General features: G+C 33.4%; 23 protein-coding genes, 2 tRNA genes and 1 pseudogene. 15 read left to right on the plus strand and 11 right to left on the minus strand.

The annotated features are described in order from the left end of the window. Positions 1-4: 4 nt before the first annotated feature. Complete coding sequence (locus tag FDY99_RS11230) at positions 5-2,704, plus strand: AsmA family protein (protein ID WP_139421520.1); 2,700 nt, start codon at positions 5-7, stop codon at positions 2,702-2,704. A 33-nt stretch (positions 2,705-2,737) separates the two neighbouring features. Here FDY99_RS11230 and FDY99_RS11235 read toward each other — a convergent pair whose 3' ends face one another. Further along, positions 2,738-3,082, minus strand: coding sequence for a hypothetical protein (locus FDY99_RS11235; protein WP_139421522.1), 345 nt, complete (start codon positions 3,080-3,082; stop codon positions 2,738-2,740). Positions 3,083-3,244: 162 nt separating this feature from the next. Between FDY99_RS11235 and FDY99_RS11240 the strand changes: the two genes are divergently transcribed. Both FDY99_RS11240 and FDY99_RS11245 read left to right on the plus strand, forming a co-directional pair. Beyond that, positions 3,245-3,436 (plus strand): hypothetical protein, encoded by a 192-nt coding sequence (locus tag FDY99_RS11240; RefSeq protein ID WP_102978980.1) that lies wholly within the window; start codon positions 3,245-3,247, stop codon positions 3,434-3,436. A gap of 131 nt (positions 3,437-3,567) precedes the next feature. Then, positions 3,568-4,611, plus strand: a complete 1,044-nt coding sequence (locus tag FDY99_RS11245; RefSeq protein ID WP_102978979.1) for a PA0069 family radical SAM protein — start codon at positions 3,568-3,570, stop codon at positions 4,609-4,611. A gap of 43 nt (positions 4,612-4,654) precedes the next feature. Here the strand turns inward: FDY99_RS11245 and FDY99_RS11250 are convergent, their stop codons facing one another. The 6 genes from FDY99_RS11250 to FDY99_RS11275 form a co-directional block, all read right to left on the minus strand. Continuing rightward, positions 4,655-6,304 (minus strand): DNA repair protein RecN, encoded by a 1,650-nt coding sequence (locus FDY99_RS11250; RefSeq protein ID WP_139421524.1) that lies wholly within the window; start codon positions 6,302-6,304, stop codon positions 4,655-4,657. Positions 6,305-6,375: 71 nt separating this feature from the next. Next, a complete protein-coding gene (gene porD, locus FDY99_RS11255; RefSeq protein ID WP_139421526.1) occupies positions 6,376-7,275 on the minus strand; it encodes a type IX secretion system protein PorD in 900 nt (299 codons plus the stop codon). A gap of 38 nt (positions 7,276-7,313) precedes the next feature. Next, positions 7,314-8,516, minus strand: a complete 1,203-nt coding sequence (gene coaBC / locus FDY99_RS11260) for a bifunctional phosphopantothenoylcysteine decarboxylase/phosphopantothenate--cysteine ligase CoaBC (protein WP_139421528.1) — start codon at positions 8,514-8,516, stop codon at positions 7,314-7,316. A gap of 171 nt (positions 8,517-8,687) precedes the next feature. Then, positions 8,688-9,011 carry a DNA-directed RNA polymerase subunit omega gene (locus FDY99_RS11265; protein WP_076561483.1) on the minus strand — a complete coding sequence of 108 codons (324 nt, stop codon included), beginning with the start codon at positions 9,009-9,011 and terminating at the stop codon, positions 8,688-8,690. Positions 9,012-9,053: 42 nt separating this feature from the next. Beyond that, entirely contained in the window at positions 9,054-10,049 is a 996-nt protein-coding gene (locus FDY99_RS11270) for an outer membrane protein assembly factor BamD (RefSeq protein WP_139421530.1), read from the minus strand. A 97-nt stretch (positions 10,050-10,146) separates the two neighbouring features. Continuing rightward, entirely contained in the window at positions 10,147-10,776 is a 630-nt protein-coding gene (locus FDY99_RS11275) for a TetR/AcrR family transcriptional regulator (protein ID WP_102978975.1), read from the minus strand. 94 nt (positions 10,777-10,870) lie between these two features. Here FDY99_RS11275 and FDY99_RS11280 point away from each other — a divergent pair, with 94 nt between their 5' ends. The 4 genes from FDY99_RS11280 (at position 10,871) to FDY99_RS11295 (ending at position 13,386) form a co-directional block, all read left to right on the plus strand. Then, on the plus strand, positions 10,871-11,497 hold the full coding sequence (locus FDY99_RS11280) for a TatD family hydrolase (protein ID WP_139421532.1): 627 nt from the start codon (positions 10,871-10,873) through the stop codon (positions 11,495-11,497). Next, on the plus strand, positions 11,490-12,215 hold the full coding sequence (locus FDY99_RS11285; RefSeq protein ID WP_139421534.1) for a tRNA threonylcarbamoyladenosine dehydratase: 726 nt from the start codon (positions 11,490-11,492) through the stop codon (positions 12,213-12,215). The genes FDY99_RS11280 and FDY99_RS11285 overlap by 8 nt, the downstream gene beginning before the upstream one ends. Continuing rightward, positions 12,215-12,589, plus strand: a complete 375-nt coding sequence (gene rnpA, locus FDY99_RS11290) for a ribonuclease P protein component (protein WP_139421536.1) — start codon at positions 12,215-12,217, stop codon at positions 12,587-12,589. The genes FDY99_RS11285 and rnpA overlap by 1 nt, the downstream gene beginning before the upstream one ends. Before the next feature lie 191 nt (positions 12,590-12,780). After that, positions 12,781-13,386: a DUF4126 domain-containing protein gene (locus tag FDY99_RS11295; RefSeq protein WP_102978972.1), complete on the plus strand. Its 606-nt coding sequence runs from the start codon at positions 12,781-12,783 to the stop codon at positions 13,384-13,386. A 15-nt stretch (positions 13,387-13,401) separates the two neighbouring features. Here FDY99_RS11295 and FDY99_RS11300 read toward each other — a convergent pair whose 3' ends face one another. Next, positions 13,402-14,151 (minus strand): nitrilase-related carbon-nitrogen hydrolase, encoded by a 750-nt coding sequence (locus tag FDY99_RS11300; protein ID WP_139421538.1) that lies wholly within the window; start codon positions 14,149-14,151, stop codon positions 13,402-13,404. A gap of 187 nt (positions 14,152-14,338) precedes the next feature. On the opposite strand from FDY99_RS11300, the gene FDY99_RS11305 reads away from it, so the two are divergent. The 7 genes from FDY99_RS11305 (at position 14,339) to FDY99_RS11335 (ending at position 21,329) form a co-directional block, all read left to right on the plus strand. Continuing rightward, positions 14,339-14,776, plus strand: a complete 438-nt coding sequence (locus FDY99_RS11305) for a DUF6646 family protein (protein WP_066675442.1) — start codon at positions 14,339-14,341, stop codon at positions 14,774-14,776. A gap of 105 nt (positions 14,777-14,881) precedes the next feature. Then, positions 14,882-16,234 carry an RIP metalloprotease RseP gene (rseP, locus tag FDY99_RS11310; RefSeq protein ID WP_139421540.1) on the plus strand — a complete coding sequence of 451 codons (1,353 nt, stop codon included), beginning with the start codon at positions 14,882-14,884 and terminating at the stop codon, positions 16,232-16,234. A gap of 80 nt (positions 16,235-16,314) precedes the next feature. Beyond that, positions 16,315-16,388: transfer RNA gene (locus FDY99_RS11315), tRNA-Asn, on the plus strand. A 181-nt stretch (positions 16,389-16,569) separates the two neighbouring features. Beyond that, positions 16,570-16,643: transfer RNA gene (locus tag FDY99_RS11320), tRNA-Asn, on the plus strand. A gap of 230 nt (positions 16,644-16,873) precedes the next feature. Continuing rightward, positions 16,874-19,402, plus strand: a complete 2,529-nt coding sequence (locus tag FDY99_RS11325) for a DUF5686 family protein (protein WP_228448780.1) — start codon at positions 16,874-16,876, stop codon at positions 19,400-19,402. Between the two features lie 94 nt (positions 19,403-19,496). After that, the gene (locus FDY99_RS11330) at positions 19,497-20,321 is read left to right on the plus strand and encodes a T9SS type A sorting domain-containing protein (RefSeq protein WP_139421544.1); all 825 of its coding nucleotides are present in this window, start codon (positions 19,497-19,499) and stop codon (positions 20,319-20,321) included. Between the two features lie 204 nt (positions 20,322-20,525). Next, complete coding sequence (locus FDY99_RS11335) at positions 20,526-21,329, plus strand: T9SS type A sorting domain-containing protein (protein ID WP_139421546.1); 804 nt, start codon at positions 20,526-20,528, stop codon at positions 21,327-21,329. A 62-nt stretch (positions 21,330-21,391) separates the two neighbouring features. Here the strand turns inward: FDY99_RS11335 and rpmA are convergent, their stop codons facing one another. From rpmA to FDY99_RS11350, 3 genes and pseudogenes are all read right to left on the minus strand, one after another. Then, positions 21,392-21,649, minus strand: coding sequence for a 50S ribosomal protein L27 (gene rpmA / locus FDY99_RS11340; protein ID WP_034677604.1), 258 nt, complete (start codon positions 21,647-21,649; stop codon positions 21,392-21,394). 31 nt (positions 21,650-21,680) lie between these two features. Further along, positions 21,681-22,058, minus strand: a pseudogene (rplU, locus tag FDY99_RS11345) (50S ribosomal protein L21); the annotation flags it as partial. A gap of 78 nt (positions 22,059-22,136) precedes the next feature. Further along, on the minus strand, positions 22,137-23,030 hold the full coding sequence (locus tag FDY99_RS11350; protein WP_139421548.1) for a GLPGLI family protein: 894 nt from the start codon (positions 23,028-23,030) through the stop codon (positions 22,137-22,139). An 81-nt stretch (positions 23,031-23,111) separates the two neighbouring features. On the opposite strand from FDY99_RS11350, the gene FDY99_RS11355 reads away from it, so the two are divergent. Beyond that, positions 23,112-24,206, plus strand: a complete 1,095-nt coding sequence (locus tag FDY99_RS11355) for an acyltransferase family protein (protein WP_139421549.1) — start codon at positions 23,112-23,114, stop codon at positions 24,204-24,206. Positions 24,207-24,229 lie beyond the last annotated feature (23 nt).

Genomic DNA, 24,229 nt, shown 5'->3' on the forward strand with positions numbered 1-24,229 from the left:
AATAATGAAGAAACCTTGGGTTAAAAAGCTTTTGATAGGTCTGGGAATTGTTTTCGGGCTTGTTCTGATTGCCAATTTCGGACTTAATATCTGGCTTAAAACCCAACTTCCTGATTATATCAAAAAAAATACGGCTTACAAAGTTTCGTACAAATCGCTGGATGTAGATTTGGGAACCGGAAATATTTTTGCAACCGGAATTACCGTCAACAATAAAGATCCGAAAAACACGAATGTTATTGGACTTCAGGGAACAATTGACACTTTAAAAATCAGTCGTTTCGGAATTTATGACGCATTGTTTAATAAAACAATAAGCTCATCAGATTTACTGCTTTCAAAACCGAATCTTAATATTATTCTTGCCAAACCAAAAGATCAGAAAACGGGTAAAAAAAGAAATCCTGTCAATTTTGAAAATATCAGAATTAATAAAGGAACAATCAATGTTTTTAAATATACCAAACAGAAATTCGTAAGCGTAGATGAGCTTGATTTATATGTTGAAAATCTTCAGATGACTGAAGAATCGGTAGAAAATAAACTTCCTGTCGTTTTTGATCGCTACAGTATTCGAGGAAAAAATTTTTTCTTTCAGCCGAATGATATTTATACTTTAAAAATTGATAAAGTTGCTACTGCAAACGGGCAAATGTCTGTTGAAAACTTTCAGTTAATGCCGAATATTTCATTTGAACAGTTTAAAAAAACTTATCCTAAAAAAACGCAAATGTTTCAGTTCAGTATTCCTAAAATGAATTTTAAGGATATTGTTCTGAAAAAAAATAAAGTTTCATTAGCAAATGCAGACTTTCAAAATCCTTTTATAAAAGTTTATAAAACAGGAGTTTCTGCTGTTAAAAAAGTTGAAAAGAAACGGAATTTTGAGCTTAATTTAGATGATATTCAACTGAATCATGCTAAAGTTCAGGTTGTAAAAGCTGATGAATCTGATTTGTTTTTTGCGGAAGATTTAAATGTTAATATCAATAAATTAGAGCTTACCAAAGAAAGTTCAAAAGAAGTGATTCCTGTACTTTATAAAGATTTTAAAATTTCAGGAAAAGGAATTCATTACAATGATCAGCAAAATATTTCTGTTGAAAGTTTTAATCTAAATCCGAAAGGCGGGCAAATCAGAAACATTGTAGCAAAACATACCAGTTCACCCAAAATGGGAATGGATTTTAAAACAAATCTGGTTCAGTTTGCCATCAATGATTTCAAATTTGTTGATAAGAAATTAAATCTCGACGTTAAAGATGTTCTGATTGATGGAATTAACGGTAAAATTACTGCAGGAAATGCTGTTCCGAAGAAAAAAGAAGCAGTCACAGGAATTCAGTTTCCAATTGTGGTAAGAAAAATTTCAGTTAAAAATTCAAATATTACTTACGAAAGCAAAAATCAGCCTTTAACTTTTAACGATCTCAATGCAATTGTTAATCAGCTTGAGTTGGTAGAAAATACTGCCAAAAACGGAATGGCGGTAAAAGTGAAAGATTATGCGCTTTCAACCAAAAATTTTGTATACAAAACAAAGTTCTATAAAATGAACGTTGCTGCTTTAGCTTTAAATAAAAATAAAATTGACATTAATCAATTTGCGATGACACCTTTGGTTTCCAGAGCTCAGTTTATCAGAATGATTCCTGTGGAAAGTGATTTGTATGATATTAAAGTAAATAGTATTTCAGCACAGGGAAACTGGGATTTATTTTCTGAAAATAAATTTATTAATGCAAGTAATGTCACGGTAAATTCTGCCAATGCCAATATTTTCAGAAGTAAAATTCCGGCAGATGATCCGAAAATAAAACCTTTGTATTCAAGAATGTTGAGATCGATTAAAGTTCCGATGTATGTCAGTAATTTAAATCTAAAAAATTCTATTTTAGAATACGAAGAAGATACCCCAAAAAGCAGCGGACCAGGAAAACTGACATTCAGTAATTTTAATATGAATGTAAAAAACCTGAACTCTGCTAAAATGAAAGGAAAACCCACTAATGTACAGATCAAAATCGACTGTATGTTTATGAAATCTTCACCGCTCTCTGTGAATTGGGGTTTCAATACGGCTGATCAGGGAGATCGTTTTACAATTGCGGGTAATTTGGACAATATTCCTGCGACGGCTTTAAACTCATTTGTCGTGCCTTATCTAAGTGTTTCGGCAACGGGAACGATTCAGCAGATGCTTTTTAATTTTAAAGGAAATCCGAAAGGAATTGGAGGAACATTTAATATTAAACATAAAGATCTTAAAATTTCGATTTTAGATAAAAACAGCAAAGAGAAAAAAGGAGTTTTGAGTGCGGTTGCCAATATTTTCATTAAAACAGATTCGGGCAAGTTTCCGGAATCGGTTGTGGTAGAAGGTGTGGAAAGAGATCCTACAAAATCATTTTTCAATATGTTCTGGAAAGGTGTTGAAGATGGTTTAAAGAAAACGTTGATCGGAATAAACATTGACAAAACTAAAAAGACCGTTGAAGGAGCTGTAAATACAGTGAAAGATGTGAAGAGTAGCGTGAAAGACGTGAAAAAATCTGTGAAACAGGCAAAGGAAGATATTTCTAAAGAACTGGCTTCACCTAAAACCAATATGCCAAAAGAGGAAAAGAAACCTGAAACGCCAAAAGAAAAGAAAGGCTTATTCAAAAAAATATTTAAGAAAAAAGAAAATCCCGAAACTGAATAATTTCGGGATTTTTATATATTGATTAAGTTTGATTTAATATTCGTCGCTCTCCTGAATCGGAATAGCACGAAGGAAGGTGTCAAATTCCTCTCCTGGATAATTACTTTCTGCGCCATAAGAATCAATGATAATTCCTAAATTTTGCTCATTATCCTGCAATACATACAAAGCAACATTATCATCCGGATTACTGTCGCCTTCGAAACGATAAGTTTTCAGAATTGATAATTCTTCGGGAAGATAATTTTTTTCAGAGTTGTCATATTTCATTTGGCATTGCTCGTTCATTCGGAATTCTTTATGAATTCCCCTTTTTCTCAAGGTTTCCATGACCTGACTCAGGGTTGTCATTTGGTCATTGTTTTCTGAATGTTCCATAATAATATTTTCATTGTTTACTACAATTATTAAACCATAATTGCGCAGGTTTATTTTAATTCAGCTTTAACCAAATTCCTTTAGATATTAACAAAATTTGTTGTTTCAGAAATATAAAAAGGTACACTATTTGATATAACACAATACAAAATCGTAAAAAACATGAAAAAAGAAGTAGGAGTTTTACTGGCAGGAGGAGTAGGTCTTTTGGCAGTATTAAGTTTTTTAAGCGTAAAGAAAATTTTAGGTAAAAAACATAAAAAATATAACGAGTACTATTCTGATCATCACAGACATTTTGATAAAAAAAATGTTGAAGACGATCATGGTATCGAGTTTTTCGCATTAAAGTAAGAAGTAGTAAATAGATATAGATTTTTTTAAATCCGGCATCCAATTTTATTGGTGTTGGATTTTTTTTGTGGAAAACTTTAATGTTAAAATTTATTATTTTAGAATGAAAGGTTTATAATTTTACATCAGAAATGCAGAACGAAAATATCATAAAAGGACAAGGAGCTCAGCGAAATGTAATCAACCGTTTCGACAGATTTACTTTTGAGCCTGAAGATGAAGATTTCGAATTAGTCAAAACGTCTTTTACAGAGGTTTTTCCTAAAACCATTGTCAATCAGGTGAAAAGTGAAGATTTACCGATGGAATATTCCATGAATCCTTATCAGGGTTGTGAACATGGATGTTCTTATTGTTTTGCTAGACCAACACACGAATATTGGGGTTACAGCGCCGGAATTGATTTTGAAAGAAAAATAATGGTCAAGAAAAATGCTCCGGAATTATTAGAAAAATTTTTCAAAAAAAGAGGTTATAAACCGGCACCCATTTTAATGTCGGGAAATACCGATTGTTATCAACCCGCCGAAAGACAATTTGAAATTACCAGACAACTTCTGCAAGTTTGTCTTGATTACAGGCATCCCGTAAATGTTTTGACAAAAAACGCATTGGTTCTTCGTGATATAGATATTCTGAAACCAATGGCTGAGCAAAATTTAGTTTCTGTATCATTGAGCATTCCGACAATCAATGAAGATTTGCGTAGAAAAATGGAGCCTCGAACTAGTTCGACAAATAATAAACTAAAAGCGATAGAATTACTTTCTGAAAATAATATTCCGGTTAATGTTATGGTTGCTCCTATTATTCCAGGGCTGAATAGTGATGAACCTTTGAATATTTTAAAAACAATTTCTGAAGCAGGAGCTCAGAGTTTTGGTTATACTTTGGTAAGACTGAATGATACGGTAGAACCTGTTTTTGTAAAATGGATTGAAGCTCAGTTTCCGGACAGAGCGCAGAAGGTTTTAAACTTAATCCGTTCTATGCGTGGCGGAAATTTAGGAGACAAAAGATATTTTGAAAGACAAAGAGGCAGTGGAAATATTGCGGAAATGATTCATAATACTTTCAAAATCGGAAGAAAAAAGTTTTTTGATGGGAAAGAATTTCCGAAACTTTCTACCGAAGGTTTTACAGGAACTAAAGAACAGCAATTGAGATTATTTTAAATTTAAACCATCAACTGACAACTATCAAACCATCAACAATTTCTTATCCAATTAATTCTTTTGCCTGCGTTAATGCCGCTTCGGTAATTTTGCTTCCGGAAAGAAGCTGTGCAATTTCGTTCAGTTTTTCTTCGTCGTTGAGAGGGATAATCGTTGACTGAGTTTTTCCGTTAATATCCTGTTTTACAACTTTATAATTATCATTTCCTTTTGCAGCAACCTGTGCTAAATGAGAGATAACGATCAGCTGCATATCTTCAGACATTTCGCGCATCAGGTTTCCAATTTCTTCGGCTACTTTTCCTGAAACTCCGGTGTCGATTTCATCTAAAATCAAAGTCGGAAGTTCATCGCTTTCAGCAATGATTTTCTTGACAGCAAGCATTACACGGGATCTTTCGCCACCTGAAATGGCTGTCTGAATAGGCTTTAACGGAAACCCTGAATTTGCCTGAAATAACAACTGAATATTCTCTTTACCAAACTGGTTGTATTCTAAAGCATCACTGATTTCAATATCAACTTTTGCTTTTTCAAGTCCTAGTTTTTTAAGTAAATCTTCTGCTTTTTTAATGAAAACAGGAATGCTTTTTTTTCTGTTTTTCGAAAGTTTCTGGCTTAAAGATTCCAGAGATTTTTCTTTTTTAGAAATGTTTTCAAGAATTTGTGCGATGTACGCTTCAATTTCTGCCGTTCCTTTCTGTTCGCCTGAAAGCTGATCTCTGATTTCTTTTAAATCTTCAATATCAGAAACATTATGTTTTAGAAAAAGGGTGTTTATTTTATTGTTAAATTCTAAAAGCTGGGCTAAAGTTTCAGGATTAATTTCAATTCTGTCGGCTTCGTCTTCCAATTCAGAAAGGATATCCTTGATTTCTACAAAAGAAGTTTCAAATCTTTCGTTAAGCTCTGCAAAGTTGGTCGAAACTTCTGCAATTTTAGAAAGTTTAGATTTTGCTTCATTAAAAAAGGAAAGAATTCCTATTTCTTCTTGATGAAATCTGGATAAAAGTTGTCCCAGATTTTCTGAAATCATTCCTGCATTTTCCTGCATAGAAAGCTGATTTTGCAGGTCTGGATAATTTACATCATCCATTTTCATATCTTCCAGCTCGCTCAAAAGAAATTGCTTATAATCACTTTCTTTGGTGTTTTCTGAAAGCTGAGTCTGAAACTTTTTAAGCTGAGTTTTTAAAGTCTGGAATTCATAAAAATCCTGTTGGTAATTTTCAATCAGGTTTTTGTTATCCGAAAGTCCGTCGATGATTTTAAACTGATATTCTGACGTAAAAAGATTTGAGGTTTCAAACTGAGAATGAATATCAATCAACTGAGAAGTCAGTTCTTTCAAGATATCCAAAGTTACCGGAACATCATTGATGAACGCTCTGGATTTTCCTGAAGGCAAAATTTCTCGTCTGATAATTGTCTGATGCTCATAATCGAGATCATTTTCAATAAAGAATTTTTTAAACTGATTGTTCAGTTCAAACTCTGTCTCAACGATACTTTTTTCCTCAGTTTTTGAAATTGATTTTATATCTGCTCTTTCACCCAAAACCAATCGGAGAGCACCGAGAATAATCGATTTACCCGCACCAGTTTCACCGGTAATTACCTGTAAACCATTTTTTAAAGATACTTCGAGAGCATCAATAAGGGCAAAATTTTTAATGTAAATTCTTGAAAGCATAGATCAGAATCAGATTACGTTTGTTAGTGCAAATATAAAATTTACAAGTCAGAATTCAAGAATTATGCCTGTTACTTCCACTTATTCCATCTGGATTCTGTGTTCTTTGGAGAGAAAATAATCATCTGTTGCTTCAACGTACCGATGTTTACAGCTCCGTTATTTCCGGAATTGAAAATATTGAATATCTCATCTGCTTTATTATCCATAAAAAGATTGAAGAAATAATTCTGCTGGAAAGAGTTTTCGTAGGTTTTAAGCTGCATTAAAGCATCAAAAATAATTTTCTTAGCCTGTGTTTGGTCCTGATTAAACAACCCGTCTAAACCAGCTCTGTGGTAAGTATAAATCGTAGAACGAAGTTGGCTCATATTCGGATTAAGAATCTCACCAATTAAAATAGAACGGCTCTTGGGTTCATTAATCTGATTCCAGCCTTCATAATTTCTATTTTGTGAGTTTTGGGCAATCTGTTGCGCTTTAGAAAACCACTGAGTTCCACCCATCGACTGAAAACTGTCTGCATCGTAGCCTAAAATAAGGTAAACATAAAAGCTGATCACATCGATTAAGTTTTTTCCCGAAAATTGTCTTTCGTTGAAGATAAGATTTTCGTTTTCAGCATATTCGAAAGCAAATCTGGTGTCCTGAAGATTTAAAAGTGGAGATTCGTATGAGCTGCTAAATACAGGACGAACCGCCTGAACAACTAAAATTCCTTTAAATCTGTTTCCATCTCTCTCGCTGAGAACAATCGAGAAATTTGATTTTATTTTTTCAAAATTCTGAAGTCTTTTCCCTGTCCAGCTTGTGTTGTTGATGAAATCTCTGAGACTTTTCTCCAAAGCTTTATAAGCCTGTGTGTTACTTCCGCCCAATTGCTGAGAATTTACATTAACTGTAGCCAGAAGTTCCTGAGAAACCCCAAAATTGAATACAATCAGAAAAAAGAGTATGATTATTTTTTTCATTTGACAAATTAAAAGTTGAAAACGGAAATTTATAACATTTATTTTAAAAACTGAGCTTCAATACAATCGAGAATATCTTTAGCGACATTTTCTTTTGATTTTAAATCAAATTCCATTTTCTCTGTTTTGGTAAATATCTTTATTTTATTGGTGTCATTTTTAAAACCTGCACCTTCGTCACGAAGTGAATTCAGAACAATCATATCTAGATTTTTCTTTGCCAGTTTTCCTTTTGCATTTTCTTCTTCGTTCTGAGTTTCCAAAGCAAATCCAACTAAAAACTGGTGCGCTTTTTTATCACCCATCGTTTTCAGAATATCTGGATTTTTGATGAGTTCTATTGTGAAAGTGTCTTCGTTTTTTTTAATTTTTTCCGAGGCCACTACTTTCGGAGCGTAGTCTGCAACTGCGGCACTTGCGATTCCTATATCGATGGTATCATAATATTCGAAAACTTTATCGAGCATTTCTTTTGCTGATGTAATTCTGTGTAACTCGATATTTTGATGTTTAGGTTTCAAAGAACTTGGTCCTGAAATCAAAATTACTTTTGCTCCTCTTTTTGCAGCTTCTTCAGCCAAAGAAAACCCCATTTTTCCTGAAGAATGATTTCCTATAAAACGAACAGGATCAATGGCTTCATAAGTTGGTCCGGCAGTAATTAAAACCGTTTTTCCTTGCAAATATTTTTTTTGATCTGAATTAAAAAACTCTTCAATAGTTTTTACAATCGTTTCTGGTTCTGCCATTCTTCCCTGGCCGACTAAACCACTTGCCAGTTCGCCACTTTCTGCAGGAATTACAGTGTGACCAAATTTTTCGGCAAGTTTCAGATTGTTTTTAGTTGAAGGATGTTGATACATATCCAAATCCATTGCAGGAGCAATGAAAACCGGGCATTTTGCAGACATATATGTCGCAATCAACAAATTATCACAAATCCCGTGAATCATTTTTGCCAAAGTATTTGCTGTACAAGGCGCAACAATCATTACATCTGCCCAAAGTGCCATTTCAACATGACTGTTCCAGGTTCCGTTGTCGCTGTAAAATTCTGTATAAACAGGATTTTTTGAAAGCGTGGAAAGACTCAGTTTGGTCACAAAATGTTCTGCATCAGGAGACATAATTACCTGAACTTCGGCGCCTTTTTTTACCAAATCTCTAATGAGAAAATGAATTTTATAGGCAGCTATTCCACCAGAAACGGCAATGAGAATCTTTTTCCCGGAAATACTCATGTAGATTTTTTTAAAGGACTAATTTACTGATTTTTTCAAGAATGTCTTTATCTTAATGATCAGCATTTTATCTGCAATTGAGAATTTAAACAGAATTGATATATACAAACAACAAAAATCATAGAAGAAACGAATCTTCTATGATTTTATATTTTATAAAAATAAAATTTATTATTTTCTTTCTTCAGTCTTTCTGAAATATACATCACCGTCTAACCATTCTTGGATAGCAATAGATGTTGGCTTCGGAAGTTTTTCGTAATGTTTTGAAATTTCGATTTGCTCTCTGTTTTCAAAAACTTCTTCCAAAGTAGAGTTGTGAACAGCAAATTCGTCTAATTTATTGTGTAATTCAGTACGGATTTCTGCATTGATCTGCTCTGCTCTTTTCCCCATGATCACAATAGCTTCATAGATTGAACCTACTTTATCTTCAATCTTATCTTTATCGTAAGTAATAGTATTTACTTCTGCTTTTGTATCTTTTACGCTCATTTTGAGAAAATTATTTTATTTATAAGGTGGCAAATTTACGAATTATCTTTGGATTTTGAAAGTCGCCGCAGGAGGAGGTGTCTGTAACGCTGCACTGTCCCTCTGAATTTGCATTGCTTTCTTCTCGTTAGCGATTTGTTCTTTTATTTGCTGCTCTGTTTTATTCTGTTCTGCAAGCTTATCGGCAATCTTTTTTTGTTTTGCTGTAAGTACTGCAATTTTTTCTTCCATTTGTTTTTTAGCGACAACAAAATCTTTTTTCTCTTTTTCAAGTTTTTCTCTTAAGTCAAGAGCTGTTTTAGAATATTCTGTATTCGGAAGTTCTTTTTCAACCTGTCTTGTAAAAGCCAAAGCGCTTTCAATACGCTCTCCTTTTAAATCATAATTTGATCCTAAAGCTAAAGAATAACGCGACTTCATCATATAATCATAGATTTTCGGACGAAGCTTTGTACTTGGAAAATCATCCAGAACATTTTCAAAAGTGGTAACTGAAGCTTTGTAGTCTGCCATTTTGAAATATTGTTTGGCATTTTCATAAGCTTTGAATTCCAATTTATAAGAAAGCTCATCAATCATTGTATTGATGTTTTTTGATCTTTCAGAATTAGGATATGCATTCAAAAACTCCTGAAGCTCATTAATAGCCAATTCTGTACTCGACTGATCTAGGTTATAATCCATAGAGCCGTTGTAGTAACACAATGCAGACATATAAGCAGCTTCTTCTTTTCTGTTATCCTGAGGGAAACTTACCGAAAAGTTTTTAAACTGATTTCCAGCCAGTCTGTAGTTTTTATCGTAATAATTGGCATACGCAGAATTGAAAACCACATTTGGCGCATCATCTGTACCTGCAACCAAATTTGGAAGTCTGTCATAAAGTGCCAATGCATTTTTCCACTTCTTTTTAGCAAAATTTTCGTTTGCAGCTTTAAGAATAAAGTTTTTGTCTGCACTTCTCAACGCTTTTTCCTGCTGACTTTTGCACGATGCCAAAACAGCAATGGCGAAAATACCTAAAATATACTTTTTCATATAAAATGTAACAGTTTTCGGGTTTACCGACCTATTAATTTGCAAAAATATAACTTTTTTGCTAAAAGATTTTTTTTTATGATTATTTAACGTAAAATTAGTCTGCGGCGTATCCCAAAACAGCAAAAATATTCATTAAGAGATTCATTCTCACCTTTTTTTCTGCTTCTTTGGTGTAAGATTCGTCATCTTTGTGAGGAACATACAGCTCGTAGAAATTTTTATTTCTGATGACAAACAAGGTAGAACCAAGTATTGTGGTAAGGATATCCTCTGGTTTTGGTGTAAATGTGAAAGCTCCTGAAGTAACCCCTTTTTTGATGACTTCATCTAATTTTCTTACAAAAAGCTGATAAAAATCCAGTAACTCGTCTTTGAGATTCTCTGTATGACGAAGTTCCTGAGTGACAAAACCATGAAAATAGTTATATCTGAAAAGCTGGCTGACAATATATTTGATCATTTCCTTCATCTGCATTTCGGGTCTGCCGTCTTTTATGGTGTCTGCAAATTCAGAAAAATTCTCTCTTGTTTTTAATACTCTATACTGATATAGATAAGACATCATCTTTTCTTTAGAGCCAAAATAATAAGAAATCATTGCGACATTGATATTGGCTTTTGTGCTAATATCTCGTACAGATGTTCCCTCATATCCTTTCTTGGCGATGAGTTCTTCGGCAATATCAAGAATGTGAATTTGCTTCTCAGAAAACTTTTTTCCCATGACTAGGTTTTTAGTAAAGTTAAGACTTTTTAACATATCTGTAAACAGATGTTTAATAATTTTCAATCTTACGGTAATTGTAGTATTTTTGAATATGGAATTTTTTGATTTTCATCATCATAAGAAAAATATAAGTAAAGGGATTTACAATCTGGAATATGGTGAAGCTCCACCAGAATTTCTATATTCAATAGGAATTCATCCTCAAGATATTCAATTGGAAAATATTGAGAGTCAATATGATTGGTTAAATTCTAATATTACTGAAAATTGTTTTGCGATTGGTGAATGTGGTCTCGACGGATTGATTTCTAACGAACAAAAAATACAGGAACAAGTTTTTAAAAGGCAAATTGAAATTTCTAATGAGTTTCAAAAACCTTTGATTATTCATTGTGTAAGAAAATTCTACGAAGTGATTTCTTTCAGGAAGATGGCAAATCAACCGATGATTATTCATGGTTTTAACAAAAAACAGAACATTGCAAATGACTTACTTAAAAATAAATTTTATTTGAGTTTTGGAAAACCTGTTTTGTATAATCTATCTTTGCAGAATGTTTTAAAGACAATTCCTTTAGATAAAATGTTTTTGGAAACCGATAATGAAGATTTTAATATCGAAGAATTATATATAAGGGTTTCAAAATTAAAAGGGATTTCTTTAGAAAGACTTAACGAACAAATTTCAGAAAATTTAGAAACGATTCAGCATGGATAAAGTTTGGCTTGAAAGAACAGAATTATTGATAAAAGAAGCAGGTGTTGAAAAATTAAACAAAGCCGCTGTTCTGGTTGTAGGTTTAGGTGGAGTAGGTTCTTTTGCAGCTGAGTTTTTAGCGAGAGCCGGTGTCGGAAAGATGACGATTGTAGATGGCGATACTGTAGATATTACAAATATTAACAGACAGCTTCCTGCCCTGCATTCTACTGTAGGAAAGCATAAAGTAGATGTTGTTTCAGAAAGATTGATGGATATTAACCCGAATCTTGAGCTGGTAAAAGTCAATGAGTTTTTGAACCCTGAAAGAATGGCGGAAATTCTAGACGGTGGAAATTTTCATTACATATTAGATTGTATTGATAGTGTTACTCCGAAAGTATCCTTAATTATTGCTGCAAGACGCAGAAAAATAAAAATTGTAAGCTCGATGGGAGCGGGCGGAAAATCTGATCCGTCTAAAGTTATCGTTCGTGATATCAGCAAAACCCAGCATTGTCATCTTGCGAGAGAAGTAAGAAAAAGGTTGAAAAAAGAAAAAATAGATAAAGGAATTCGTTGTGTGTTTTCAGATGAAATTCAGGATGAAGATAGCTTGAAAATGACTGACGGAAGCAATTATAAAAGATCTTTTTATGGAACCATCAGTTTTCTTCCTGCAATTTTTGGATTGTATGCAGCTTCGGAGGTTATCAATCACTTACTGAAGAAAGATTAATGTCTGAATTTAAATATCCGAAAGAAGAAAAACTCAAAAAAGAGAATGAGATCACTTTACTTTTTGCAAAAGGTAAGTGGAGGAGTTGTGGAAATTTGCGCATTATCATTCTTAAAAATCATCCGGATCTACAAAATGAAAATGTAAAACTAGGAGTTTCGGTTTCTAAAAGGTATTTTAAAAAAGCAGTGTACAGAAACCGTGTGAAAAGGCTTTTAAGAGAATGTTACCGCTTGAATAAAGATCTTTTTAAAACGAGTTTTGGCGATAAAACAATTGCTATGCTGTTTTGGGTTTCGAATGAACTTCCTGAGAAATTTCAGGATGTGGAGGCTGAGTTTATTAAATTATGTCAGTCTCAGAAGAAATCATAAAAGATTACAATTTATCAATTATAAAAGGTTGCGCTCCTACGGAGCGCAATTTTCATTTTTCATTACTTTCTACAAAGTTTCGGCTCCGAAGGAGCCGAAACTAATCACTCTCATCAGGTGAAATCGTATTTAGAAATTTGAACTTTAGGTGTTTATATTTTTTGTAGCTTTAAGCAAACAATTGATGACTTATGTTAGATCAAATTCCCTATCTTCCGTATGTTTTAAGCGCATTTATTGGTATTGGACTTGCTGCTGCAACAGGTTTCAGAGTTTTTTTACCGATGTTTGCGGTGAGTTTAGCGTCTTATTTCCAATGGATTCCCACTCATGAAAGTTTTGAATGGCTTTCTGGTCTTCCTGCATTAATTACTACAGGAATTGCCACTTTAGCAGAAATTTTAGCTTATTATATTCCGATTGTAGATCATTTGCTCGATACTGTTTCTGTTCCGATGGCGACGATTGCGGGTTCTGTACTTTTTGCAAGTCAGTTTGCAGATTTAGGAACATTTCCACAATGGGGATTGGCTTTAATTGCAGGAGGAGGAACTGCGGCAACAATCAGTTCTGGATTTGCAGGAATTCGCGCGGCTTCCACAGCGACAACTGGTGGACTTGGAAATCCTGTCGTTGGAACTACAGAAACTGCAGGAGCCGGAATTATGGCAACTTTAGCAATGGTTGCTCCGGTAATCGCAGCTTTTTTGGCAATTGCAACTGTAATTATTATTGTAATCTTGGGTAGAAAAGCATTGAGGAAATTAAGAAAGCGAAAAGAAGCTTTGAATAATTAAAGTTTTTAAAAAAAATTATTTTATTTCAAAAACATCCCGATCATTCAAAAACTGAAAATGATTTCTGAAATCTTTAAGATCTTCCAAATTTAATTCGGCTGAAACTAAATTTTCATTTTTCTGAGAAATTTCTTTACCATCAGCAAAAAAACAATGTGAACTTTCCTGGTAAAAAAGATCATTTCCATCTGTTCCGATTCTGTTTAAGCCAAAAACATACGATAGATTTTCAATTGCTCGAGCTTTCAATAAATGTTCCCATGCTCCGACTCTTTTTTCCGGCCAGTTGGCAACGTATAAAATAGCATCATAATCGTCATTGTTCCTTGCGAAAACTGGAAATCTCAAATCATAGCAAACCTGTAACAGAAAACGAATTCCAAGATATTCTACGATGACTCTGTCATTTCCTGGAGTATAGATTTTATCTTCGCCTGAAAAGGAAAACAAATGTCTTTTATCGTAAAATATTACTTCAGAATCTGGCTTCACGAAATACATTCTGTTAAAAAACTGATCACCAACTTTTACAGAAGCGCTTCCTGAGAAGGCTGTATTTTTCTCTTTTGAAATTTTCTTTAAAAATTCCAGCGATTCTTCATTTTTATCTGAAACTTCAGCAGCATCCATACAAAAACCTGTAGAAAACATTTCCGGCAAAAGAAATAAATCTGCCTCTTGATTTTGTAGCTGATTTTCAATCAACTGAAAGTTCTCGATTTTATTTTTCCAGATAATATCCTGATTTAATCCTATAATTTTCATACGCAGATTTCTATTTTTTTTAATTGCCGTATGGAATCGCCCTTTTAAAATTACATCTATGATTTAAAAATAAACATGGCGATTTCATATTCCAAATTCAAAACTTGCATAAAATTACAGTTTTTAAATGGTTTCGGTTTTATATTTGCTGCAAATTGTGATTAGTAATAATTTAAAATTAAAATCTATGAAGAAATTGGTTTTTATGTTGATGGTTTTTGCCGGAGTGGCGGTCAGCGCACAAGCCTACACCGGAAAAGGGGATCAGAAAGTTAATTTAGGATTCAATGCATGGGGTTATGGAACGGGAATTACCGCGACTTACGACTATGGTTTAAACCAGTTAATATCTGTCGGAGCCGGGGCAAATGCTTATTTTGACGGATATAAAGATAATAATGATGATAATAGAGTTTTTATATTTGGAAGAGTTAATTTTCATCTAAAGGAAGCTTTAGAATTGCCTGAAAAGCTTGATATTTATCCCGGAGTTGATCTTGGAGTTCTTGGCAGAGATTTCGGTATTGGAGCTCACATTGGCGCAAGATATTTCTTTACAGAAAAAGTTGGTGTTTTTGCAGAAGTTGGGAATAATGGAAGTTTAGGAGTTTCTTTCAATTTTTAAAAATCAGCCACAATATATGACAAAGCTTCTCATTTAGAGGAGCTTTTTTGTTTGGCATCCTTTTGATAATTGTTACCTTTGCAAATTAAAATCTAAAAACAATTAATGGAATTAGCAATTAAGATCTTTCAATTTATATTAAGCATCTCTATCTTAGTAATTCTTCACGAGCTTGGGCATTTCTTACCCGCAAAGTATTTTAAAACCAAAGTAGAAAAGTTTTATCTTTTCTTCGACCCCTATTTTTCTCTAGTTAAAAAGAAAATTGGTGAAACAGAATACGGTATCGGATGGCTTCCTTTCGGAGGTTATGTGAAAATTGCCGGAATGGTTGACGAAAGTATGGATACCGAGCAATTGAAGCAACCTGCACAACCTTGGGAATTCAGAGCGAAACCAGCTTGGCAGAGATTGATCATCATGTTGGGTGGAGTTACGGTAAATTTCTTCCTTGCTTGGTTGATCTACGGATGTCTTTCATTTTTCAATGGTGAAACTTCTTTTGATACAGCGAAAGTTGATGCTCCAATGAATTATACAAGTGTTGCTAAAGGAATGGGTTTCCAGGATGGAGATAAAATTTTAAAAGTAGACGGGAAAACTCAGAATAATTTTGATAAATTGGCTTTAGACGTTCTATTAAGCGATGAGATTACTGTTTTAAGAAGCGGAAAAGAAGTTACATTCCCAACGAATGACGATGGTAAAGCGATGGCTTTCAAAGATGAAAATCCTAGAGCATTTCTTACGCCAAGATTTCCTGCGGTAATCGACTCTATCTACAATCCTAAAACGCTACAAGCTGGATTAAAAGTTGGTGACCAAGTTGTTGCAGTAGATGGAAAGAAAATTTCTTATTATGATGAATTTCAGGAAACTGTAAGAAACAGTGCCGGAAAAGATTTAAAAGTAGATGTAATGAGAGATGGAGCAATTCAACCGCTTGTTTTATCGGTATCTAAAGAAGGTACTTTAGGATTGGCTTCTTATATCGACAAAAGATTAAAAACATATTATATAACTAAGCATTTTACTTTTGGAGAATCTATCGGAAGAGGTTTCACGAGAAGTATTGAGAGTTTAACATATCAGGTAAAGCAATTTAAATTAATCTTTAACAAAAAAGTTCAGGGTTATAAAAAAGTGGGTGGTCCATTAGCTATCATCAAAAATATGCCTGTTGATAAAGCAAAAGACGGAAGCGTATCGATCGACTGGACGGCTTTTTGGAGTTTTACAGCAATGTTCTCTGTTTGGTTGGCTTTCTTAAACTTAATTCCGATTCCAGGATTAGATGGTGGTCACGTTATTTTCACTTTATATGAAATGATTGTTGGTAAACCTGTTCCACAAAAGATATTAGAAAACGCTCAGATGGTTGGTGTTATCTTCCTGTTAGGCTTGATGTTACTGATTTTTGGAGCAGACATTTTTAAAATTATTACCAATAAATTTTAAAAATATTTAAAAAAATAAATAAAAAACTTGCGTGGTTTAAATATCAGTACTATATTTGCACCACTCTAAAAGAGGAACATTCCTCCTTAGCTCAGTTGGTTAGAGCATCTGACTGTTAATCAGAGGGTCCTTGGTTCGAGCCCAAGAGGAGGAGCAAAAAAGACTTACATTACTGTAGGTCTTTTTTGATTTTAATACTTTCCTGTTTCAAATTATTTTAAAATTTAATTTACTGAAATATAATCTGATAGCACTTTTCAGGTGATTTTGGTTAAAAAAAATTTGCTTGATATTATTTTTCATATTATCTTTGCACCACTCTAAAAGAGGAACATTCCTCCTTAGCTCAGTTGGTTAGAGCATCTGACTGTTAATCAGAGGGTCCTTGGTTCGAGCCCAAGAGGAGGAGCAAAAAGACTTACATTATTGTAAGTCTTTTTTGTTTTATTTTCTTCCCAAAATATAACTTCGCTTTTTTTATCAAATATCAGCTTTAAGCTTTATCCAGGCACAATATTCATAGCTTTATTTTCGTTACATTTGCAGTTTTACAGATAAATACAAAAGTCTTTAAAAAACTTTTAAAATTTAATAATAAAACAGCATAGTTTTTGTTTAGCTAATTGCTCGAAGATACGAATGATGTCAACCAATCAATTTAAATACGGTTTCCTTTACATATCCCTTTTTATAGCCAGTCTTTTTCATGCCCAAAACTCGGCAAGCGGGAAGATTGTAGACGCTAAAACCAGCAAAGAGATTAGCGCTGTTGAAGTTTTTATTAATGATAGCAACACGCCAGTTCTTACAACTACTTCCGGAAGCTTCAGTGTGAAATCTGATAGTATTATTTATAAACTGAAGTTTCAGAAAAAAAACTATGCTTTAGAAAGTGTAGAAATTACTCCGGATAATAGCAATAATCTTATAATAAAGCTTTCTTCTGAAAAAGTAAGCAGCATTGAAGAAGTTGTTATTCACAATGAGAAAACGAAATTTAAAAATAAAAAAGAAAATCCGGCATATCGAATTATGCAGGAAGTCTGGAAGCGTAAGAGAAATAACGGTCTTGATAAGTTTGATACTTATACATACAAAGAATACGAAAAGATTCAGTTTGATGCCAATAATCTTGACAGTGTATTTATGCACAAGAAGATCTTCAATAAGTTAGATTTTATCTTTGATTATGCCGATTCTACCGCAAGAGGAAAAATGGCATTACCAATCTTCTTAAATGAATCTATTTACAATCATTTCGGACAAAACAAACCTAATAAAAAAACTAAAAAGCTTTTAGTTGCTCAGAAAACTTCTGGTTTTCAGGATAATCAGGTAATTGCAATTACAGCTAAAAATCTTTACCGTGACATCAATATTTATGATAACACTTTAAATTATTTCGATATAGGATTTCCTAGTCCTGTAGGTACTGACGGTTTTAGCACGTATGATTATAATTTGACAGATACGGTTTCTATTAGAGGAGAACAAGCATATAAAATACGTTATCAGCCCAGAAGAACTGAGGTTTTAGCTTTTCAGGGATATCTTTATATTGATACCGATTCTTATGCGGTTTTGGAAGCTACTTTAAAATCAACAAATAAAATAAATGTCAATTTCATCAACGCCATTTCTACGGAATTGGAATATGATAATCCTGATGATGAAACATTTTTGCCTAAAAAATATGTCACTGAAATTGAAATGACTCCTTTTTCTAAAAAGAAGACTGCAAAAAGCATTATTGCCAAAAGATCTGTAGACTATTCTGATTATGATTTTAATAAACCGTTATCTGATACTGTTTTCACAAGAAAAAAAGAAGAATATGACGATCGATTTGTAGATAAGGACGATGCTTTTTGGGTGAATGCAAGACCGGATTCTTTATCTAAAGAAGAAAAAGGGGTTTACGAAATGCTTGATCGATTACAGCAGACTCCAAAATTCAATAGAATTATTAAACTTACAGAAACGCTTGCTTCTCGATATTATAATGTTACCAAAGGGATTGATTTGGGTCCTATAACATCTATTTACGGGAAGAATGAAGTGGAAGGTGATAGAATAAGATTAGGAGCAAGAACGTATTTTACGCAAAATGATCCTTGGAGAATTGAGTTTTACAATGCCTATGGTTTTAAAGATCAGCAATTCAAATATGGAGTAGAGGGTCGATATATGTTCAATAGGGTCAATCGTTTTATGATTGGAGGAGGAACAAAAAGAGACATTACGCAACTTGGAGTACAGTTAACAACTGAAGACGGAATTTTATCACGTTCATTTGCTTCTTCAACAGTTTTTGCGAGAGGAGAAAATGCTTCTTTAAGTTCGGTAAACCAAACGAGTTTTTTCACTTCTATTGAACCTTGGAAAAACTTTCAGGTAAGAGTTGACGGAACGATGCAAAGTATTAAATCTGCCAATCCTTCAGGTTTTAGCTTGATGTATTTCAGAAATGGTGATTTAAGAAAAACCACCAATGATTCGCATGTCACAATCAGTTTAATAGCAAGACCGGGAGCTACTTTTTCTCAAACCGGAGTTGACCGATATGAGCATGGAACTTTGGCTCCGACCATTGTTTTAAAATACACGAGAGGTATTGAAGGTTTGTTTAATGCTGATTTTAATTATAACAAATTGCAGTTTATGTTTTACAAGCCTATTCTTTTGGGTAGTTGGGGAAAAACATTGCTGAATTTTGAAGCTGGGAAAAACTTTGATACTGTTCCTTTAGCATTGCAGAATATCATTCCAGGAAACCAGTCGTATGGAATTGTTCCGAATACATTTGCTCAGTTAAATTATTATGAATTTGTTGCAGATACGTATTCTACACTTCATATAGAACATCATTTTAACGGTAAAATACTTTCTTTCATCCCTTTAATTAAGAAACTGAAGTTAAGAGAAGTGGCATTCATCAGAGGTGCTTACGGATCTTTGAGTGACGCGTCAAAAAACATTAATGTAGATAATTTAAAATATTCTGCTCCGGATCAGCAGGTGTATTATGAATACGGATTTGGTATTGAAAATATTGGCTTTGGAAATATCAGAATCTTCCGTGTAGACTTCAACTGGAGGGGGAACTATCTTGACAGGCATGATGTTTCTAAGTTTGGAATTAAAGCAGGTTTTCAGTTCGGATTTTAAAATATAATTGTATTTTTTTTGATAATTATATTGTTATAAATGTTTATTTCATGAAATTTTGTAAATTAGTTGATAATTTAAAAAAAATGATTTCATGAAAAAAACTCTACTACTTTTATCTTTTGCATCTTTTTTAAGCAATGCGCAGATTAGCAGCTTTCCCTGGACGGAAACTTTCGAAGACACTTCTAGCACTTCTTCACAGTGGGTCTGTGAATATATTTCAGGGACAAATAGTTCTGTTCCAAATGGATTATTTTGGAGTATAAAAGCAACAACCAGCGTGGGTTATTTTGGTTCTTCCGGCCCTTATCAAGGCTCTAAAATGGCTGTTTTTGATACGAGATCGCATTCAAGGGATGGTTTAGCGCGATTTATCAGTCCGGTAATGAATCTATCCGGAGTTTCTAATCCCAAATTGGATTTTTATTATCGAAATATGGTTTGGGGCTCGGATCAAAATGAACTAAAAATATATTACAGAACTTCAGCTACCGGTACCTGGACTTTAATTACAACATTTAATACTAATGTTGCTACGTGGACAAATTCTGGAGAAATAACTCTTCCGAGTCCTTCTGCAACTTATCAGATTGCTTTAGAGGGAGTGGCGAAATACGGATATGGTTTGGATGTAGATAATTTGAAAGTCAATTCTGCTAATTTGAGCGTTTCGGATGTTGATGCAAAATCTTCAGAGCTTTCTATTTTTCCTAATCCTGTAAGTGATGTTCTGAATATAAAAACCAAATTAAAAATTACTGAATTCACAGTATCTGATGTATCGGGAAAAAATATAAAAACAGGAATACAAAATTCTAATCAAGTTTTGGTACGGGATTTAAAATCAGGAATGTACTTTTTGACTATTAAATATTCAGACGGACAAGTGGCTACTTCTAAATTTATCAAAAAATAAATATGACCAATCCTTAAATGTAATATATTTTAAAGGATGAAAAATAATAATTAACCCTGAGTAAAGCTTTTTGCTCAGGGGTTTTTATGAGTTTTAATTGAATTGTGTAATTTTGTATTTATCAAATATTTTCACATTTGTTTTCGATAATTGTTTTTTTTAGTTTTGAAATTATATATTTGTTATGAATTCAAATAGATTATTATGAAAAAATTATTTCTACCTTTTGTGTTATTAGGAGTATCTCTTAATGCACAAGTGACAACATTTCCGTGGACGGAAACTTTTGAAACCAGCTCTCCAACGGTGGCAGAATGGACAAAAATTTACGAATCGGGAACAAAAGAATGGAGTATTGTTGCCACTGCGTATACTGGTTATACAACGGGTGCGTATCAGGGAAGTCTTATGGCGCAGTTTGACATAACAGGATTTAATGGAAGTAACGTAACAAAGTTTGTAAGCCCTGTTTTAAATTTGTCTTCTGTAAGTAATCCTACCCTAGAATTCTATTATCGAAACAAGGCTTGGGGTAGTGATCAAAATGTACTTAAAGTTTATTACAGAACTTCTACTACTGGAGCTTGGACCTTAATCACAACTTTCAACAGCAACATCAGCGATTGGACAAGTTCTGGTACATTAACATTACCTTCGCCGTCAGCAACTTACCAAATTGCATTAGAGGGTGTAGCTTGGTATGGGCGATCAATTACCGTTGATGATGTTTTAGTAAAAAGCGAAACGCTGTCAACTTCCGAGTCTGATAAGCAGAAGAGTGCATTGAAAGTCTATCCGAATCCTGCGTCTGATTTTATTAATATCAAATCTGATAAAAGGATTTCAGAAATTTCAATATTTGATTTGGCTGGAAAACAAGTTAATCATCATAATAATGATAGTACTGAGGCAAAAATTTCAATACAACAGTTGCCTGCAGGAACTTATATTATTCAAAGCAAAACCTCCGATGGAGCATTAAATTCTCAAAAATTTATTAAAAAATAAGAATACAAAAAATCCTCAACAAAAAATGTTGAGGATTTTATTTTTATAAAACGCTAATTTAATTATGCGTTCGGCTCAATAGATACGTATGATCTGTTGTTTGCTTTCTTTCTGAAAACTACTTTACCGTCAACAAGAGCGTGCAAAGTGTGATCTTTACCCATACCAACATTTTCACCTGGGTGATGTTGAGTACCTCTTTGTCTGATAATAATGTTACCAGCAATAGCGTCTTGTCCACCGAAAATCTTCACACCTAATCTTTTAGAATGAGATTCTCTACCGTTTTTGGAACTACCAACTCCTTTCTTGTGTGCCATTTTATTCTAAGGTTTTTTGGTTTAACAATTATTCTGCGCTTTCAGCAGCGTCAGCTTTTTTAGTTGTTTTTTTAGCAGGCTTCTCTGCTTTTTTTCCTTCAAATCCTGTAATACCAGTGATTTTGATTTGAGTTAAAGATTGTCTGTGACCGTTTTTAACTTCATAACCTTTTCTTCTTTTCTTTTTGAAGATGATTACTTTATCAGCTTTTACGTGATCAAGGATCTCTGCCTCTACAGTGATACCGCTTACAGCTGGGGCGCCTACAGTGATTGCTCCGTTTACAGTAAGTAAGATTTTATCGAAAGATACTTTTCCTCCTTTATCTCCTTTCAAACGGTTCACAAACAACTTCTGGTCTTGCTCAACTTTGTATTGAAGCCCTGCTATTTCTACAATTGCAAACATTGTCTATAAATTTTAGTTAATTCGAGGTGCAAATGTACTGATTATTTTTTTAGTAACAATATGATTTTGAGAAATTTTCTACTTTCTGTGTAGATTTATTTCCAGCTGATTATTAATTGATTTATATTTTTTAGCCATAGATTCTTCAAAGAATTTAATAATTTCTGCATTATTGGTTATTTTTTTGCCATTTCCTGTAGTTACAGTCATAGAATTATTAGGATTAGCCAAGTCTAGTTTAATATCTTTTGCAGGATCATTTTTATAAGTCATAAATAACTTTTTGTATTGAGCCGGATTTACTTTTACTCCCTCAAATTCATGTTTAGCTTCTTTTTCCAATGCTGAAATATAATCCCAGGAATGGTCTTCAGCTTTCAGTTTTTTACTTCCTTTTAATAAAAACTGATGCGATTTGGTTTTATCTTCTAATTTCACAATCAAACCTGGCAAACCGTGAAACTTGTACGGACCATCCGGAAAAGGCAGATCTTTAGAAAACCAGGCTTCCCAGATTCTTCCGCCAAAATTTGCAGTCGCTTTCTGACAATTGTAGTTTTCAATTTTTTGTGTTTCTGGAAGAATCTGCCATTTTATCACAGGAGTTTCCTCTACGATCATATTGGTTTGCTCAATATTTGTAAACCAAGTAGTTTTAAAACTCGGATATGACTTTTCTATTAAATAAGAAATATTCCACTCTTCTGTGGTGGAAGAATAACTCAAACTATTCGGTGTAGACTTTCTTTGTTCAATGATGGAATTGTTGGTGATAGAATCACTTGCAAATTTTGCCTGTCCATAAAAGTAAGATTGGGTCGGGAAAATATCAAGATTCACAAACTCTTTTTTCAGGCTGTCTGTTTTTGTGGAATCAATTCTAAATTGATATTCATAAATAAAACGATTTCCCTGAGCCGATAAATTGAGAACGGCAAATATTGCCAAAATAAGACTGTATATAAACTTCATATTTTTGTGATTGATTCTCTAAATATAGAAATTAAATTGCTTCTGTTTTATTTGTACTTTTGGAAAATATTCCACATTTAGATGAACAGAGATCTCTACATTGATTTTGCGAAAGGTTTAGCCACGCTTTCCATTATATTTATTCACACTGCATTTTGGTCGGGACAGTTTTACATTATTCCGGAGATCCGAGTGTTTTCTTTGGTTTTTGATGTTGCGATTTTTTATGCTTTAAGCGGGATCACTTCAGGGAATAATATTGAGAAAACGCTTTACCGTTTACTAAAATTGCAGATAACGTACATGATCTTTGTGACTTTACTGTTCTTTTTAGATTATTTCTTTAAAATATTCGGGCTCACCTTCTTTTCGCTCGAATGGCTACAGAGCTTCTATTCTACATTTGGCTCAAAATATTCAGCAACGAGTATTTCTACAGCTCCGCAATGGCAGAATTTAGGAAATTGGTATCTTCACGAATACAGAAATGCAGATACTTTTCCGGTAGTGATGGGAAGCTTTTGGTATCTTAAGGTTTACTTTATTTTAACGGTTTTCGGAGTTTTAATTTTAAAATTTTTCCCAAAACACGTCAATTGGTTTATCGGAATTTGTGTTGCTTTAACTTTATTGTTTAATATTTTCCCGGAAATTTATCCGAGCGGACAAGTAGGGTATGTTGCTTTTTATATGACGGTTTTCCTTGTTGGAAACCGAATGAGGGGTAAAAAAATTCCAACAAAAATGATTCCTGTTCTTTACGGATTGGTTGCAATGGCTTTGGTTTGGATGTTTTGGTACTTCGGAAACGAAATATTTTTTAAAATCAACAAGCAAAAGTTTCCACCGCAAACGCCATACATTATCTGGACCCTATTTTCATTGACGACTTTGTTTGTTTTGTACAACAGGTTAAAGATCACCAAAGAAAATTTCGTCACTTATATTGGTAAAAATGCGATTTTCTTTTATTTCGGTCAGGGAATCAGCTCATCGTTGGTTTATTTTCTCGTTGTTCCGATGAAAGAATTGATGCCTTGGTGGATTTTAATGGTCATTATTTACGTCATAAATGTTGCCTTAGCGTTTATCATTGCGGCTGGTTTAAAGAAATTTGATGATTTTGGCTGGAAGATTTTGGAGTTTTTAAGAAAGAAAACGGCTGCTCAAAACTAAATCTGCTATCGAATTTGAAACAA

It is taken from the genome of Chryseobacterium mulctrae (genome assembly GCF_006175945.1).
Classification (GTDB): domain Bacteria; phylum Bacteroidota; class Bacteroidia; order Flavobacteriales; family Weeksellaceae; genus Chryseobacterium; species Chryseobacterium mulctrae.

What these genes read in the sequence shown, in the direction of transcription:
- FDY99_RS11230 (WP_139421520.1), top strand. Translation starts at nt 5, where the DNA reads ATGAAGAAACCTTGGGTTAAAAAGCTTTTGATAGGTCTGGGAATTGTT.
- FDY99_RS11235 (WP_139421522.1), bottom strand. Translation starts at nt 3,082, where the DNA reads ATGGAACATTCAGAAAACAATGACCAAATGACAACCCTGAGTCAGGTC.
- FDY99_RS11240 (WP_102978980.1), top strand. Translation starts at nt 3,245, where the DNA reads ATGAAAAAAGAAGTAGGAGTTTTACTGGCAGGAGGAGTAGGTCTTTTG.
- FDY99_RS11245 (WP_102978979.1), top strand. Translation starts at nt 3,568, where the DNA reads ATGCAGAACGAAAATATCATAAAAGGACAAGGAGCTCAGCGAAATGTA.
- FDY99_RS11250 (WP_139421524.1), bottom strand. Translation starts at nt 6,304, where the DNA reads ATGCTTTCAAGAATTTACATTAAAAATTTTGCCCTTATTGATGCTCTC.
- porD (WP_139421526.1), bottom strand. Translation starts at nt 7,275, where the DNA reads ATGAAAAAAATAATCATACTCTTTTTTCTGATTGTATTCAATTTTGGG.
- coaBC (WP_139421528.1), bottom strand. Translation starts at nt 8,516, where the DNA reads ATGAGTATTTCCGGGAAAAAGATTCTCATTGCCGTTTCTGGTGGAATA.
- FDY99_RS11265 (WP_076561483.1), bottom strand. Translation starts at nt 9,011, where the DNA reads ATGAGCGTAAAAGATACAAAAGCAGAAGTAAATACTATTACTTACGAT.
- FDY99_RS11270 (WP_139421530.1), bottom strand. Translation starts at nt 10,049, where the DNA reads ATGAAAAAGTATATTTTAGGTATTTTCGCCATTGCTGTTTTGGCATCG.
- FDY99_RS11275 (WP_102978975.1), bottom strand. Translation starts at nt 10,776, where the DNA reads ATGGGAAAAAAGTTTTCTGAGAAGCAAATTCACATTCTTGATATTGCC.
- FDY99_RS11280 (WP_139421532.1), top strand. Translation starts at nt 10,871, where the DNA reads ATGGAATTTTTTGATTTTCATCATCATAAGAAAAATATAAGTAAAGGG.
- FDY99_RS11285 (WP_139421534.1), top strand. Translation starts at nt 11,490, where the DNA reads ATGGATAAAGTTTGGCTTGAAAGAACAGAATTATTGATAAAAGAAGCA.
- rnpA (WP_139421536.1), top strand. Translation starts at nt 12,215, where the DNA reads ATGTCTGAATTTAAATATCCGAAAGAAGAAAAACTCAAAAAAGAGAAT.
- FDY99_RS11295 (WP_102978972.1), top strand. Translation starts at nt 12,781, where the DNA reads ATGTTAGATCAAATTCCCTATCTTCCGTATGTTTTAAGCGCATTTATT.
- FDY99_RS11300 (WP_139421538.1), bottom strand. Translation starts at nt 14,151, where the DNA reads ATGAAAATTATAGGATTAAATCAGGATATTATCTGGAAAAATAAAATC.
- FDY99_RS11305 (WP_066675442.1), top strand. Translation starts at nt 14,339, where the DNA reads ATGAAGAAATTGGTTTTTATGTTGATGGTTTTTGCCGGAGTGGCGGTC.
- rseP (WP_139421540.1), top strand. Translation starts at nt 14,882, where the DNA reads ATGGAATTAGCAATTAAGATCTTTCAATTTATATTAAGCATCTCTATC.
- FDY99_RS11325 (WP_228448780.1), top strand. Translation starts at nt 16,874, where the DNA reads ATGATGTCAACCAATCAATTTAAATACGGTTTCCTTTACATATCCCTT.
- FDY99_RS11330 (WP_139421544.1), top strand. Translation starts at nt 19,497, where the DNA reads ATGAAAAAAACTCTACTACTTTTATCTTTTGCATCTTTTTTAAGCAAT.
- FDY99_RS11335 (WP_139421546.1), top strand. Translation starts at nt 20,526, where the DNA reads ATGAAAAAATTATTTCTACCTTTTGTGTTATTAGGAGTATCTCTTAAT.
- rpmA (WP_034677604.1), bottom strand. Translation starts at nt 21,649, where the DNA reads ATGGCACACAAGAAAGGAGTTGGTAGTTCCAAAAACGGTAGAGAATCT.
- FDY99_RS11350 (WP_139421548.1), bottom strand. Translation starts at nt 23,030, where the DNA reads ATGAAGTTTATATACAGTCTTATTTTGGCAATATTTGCCGTTCTCAAT.
- FDY99_RS11355 (WP_139421549.1), top strand. Translation starts at nt 23,112, where the DNA reads ATGAACAGAGATCTCTACATTGATTTTGCGAAAGGTTTAGCCACGCTT.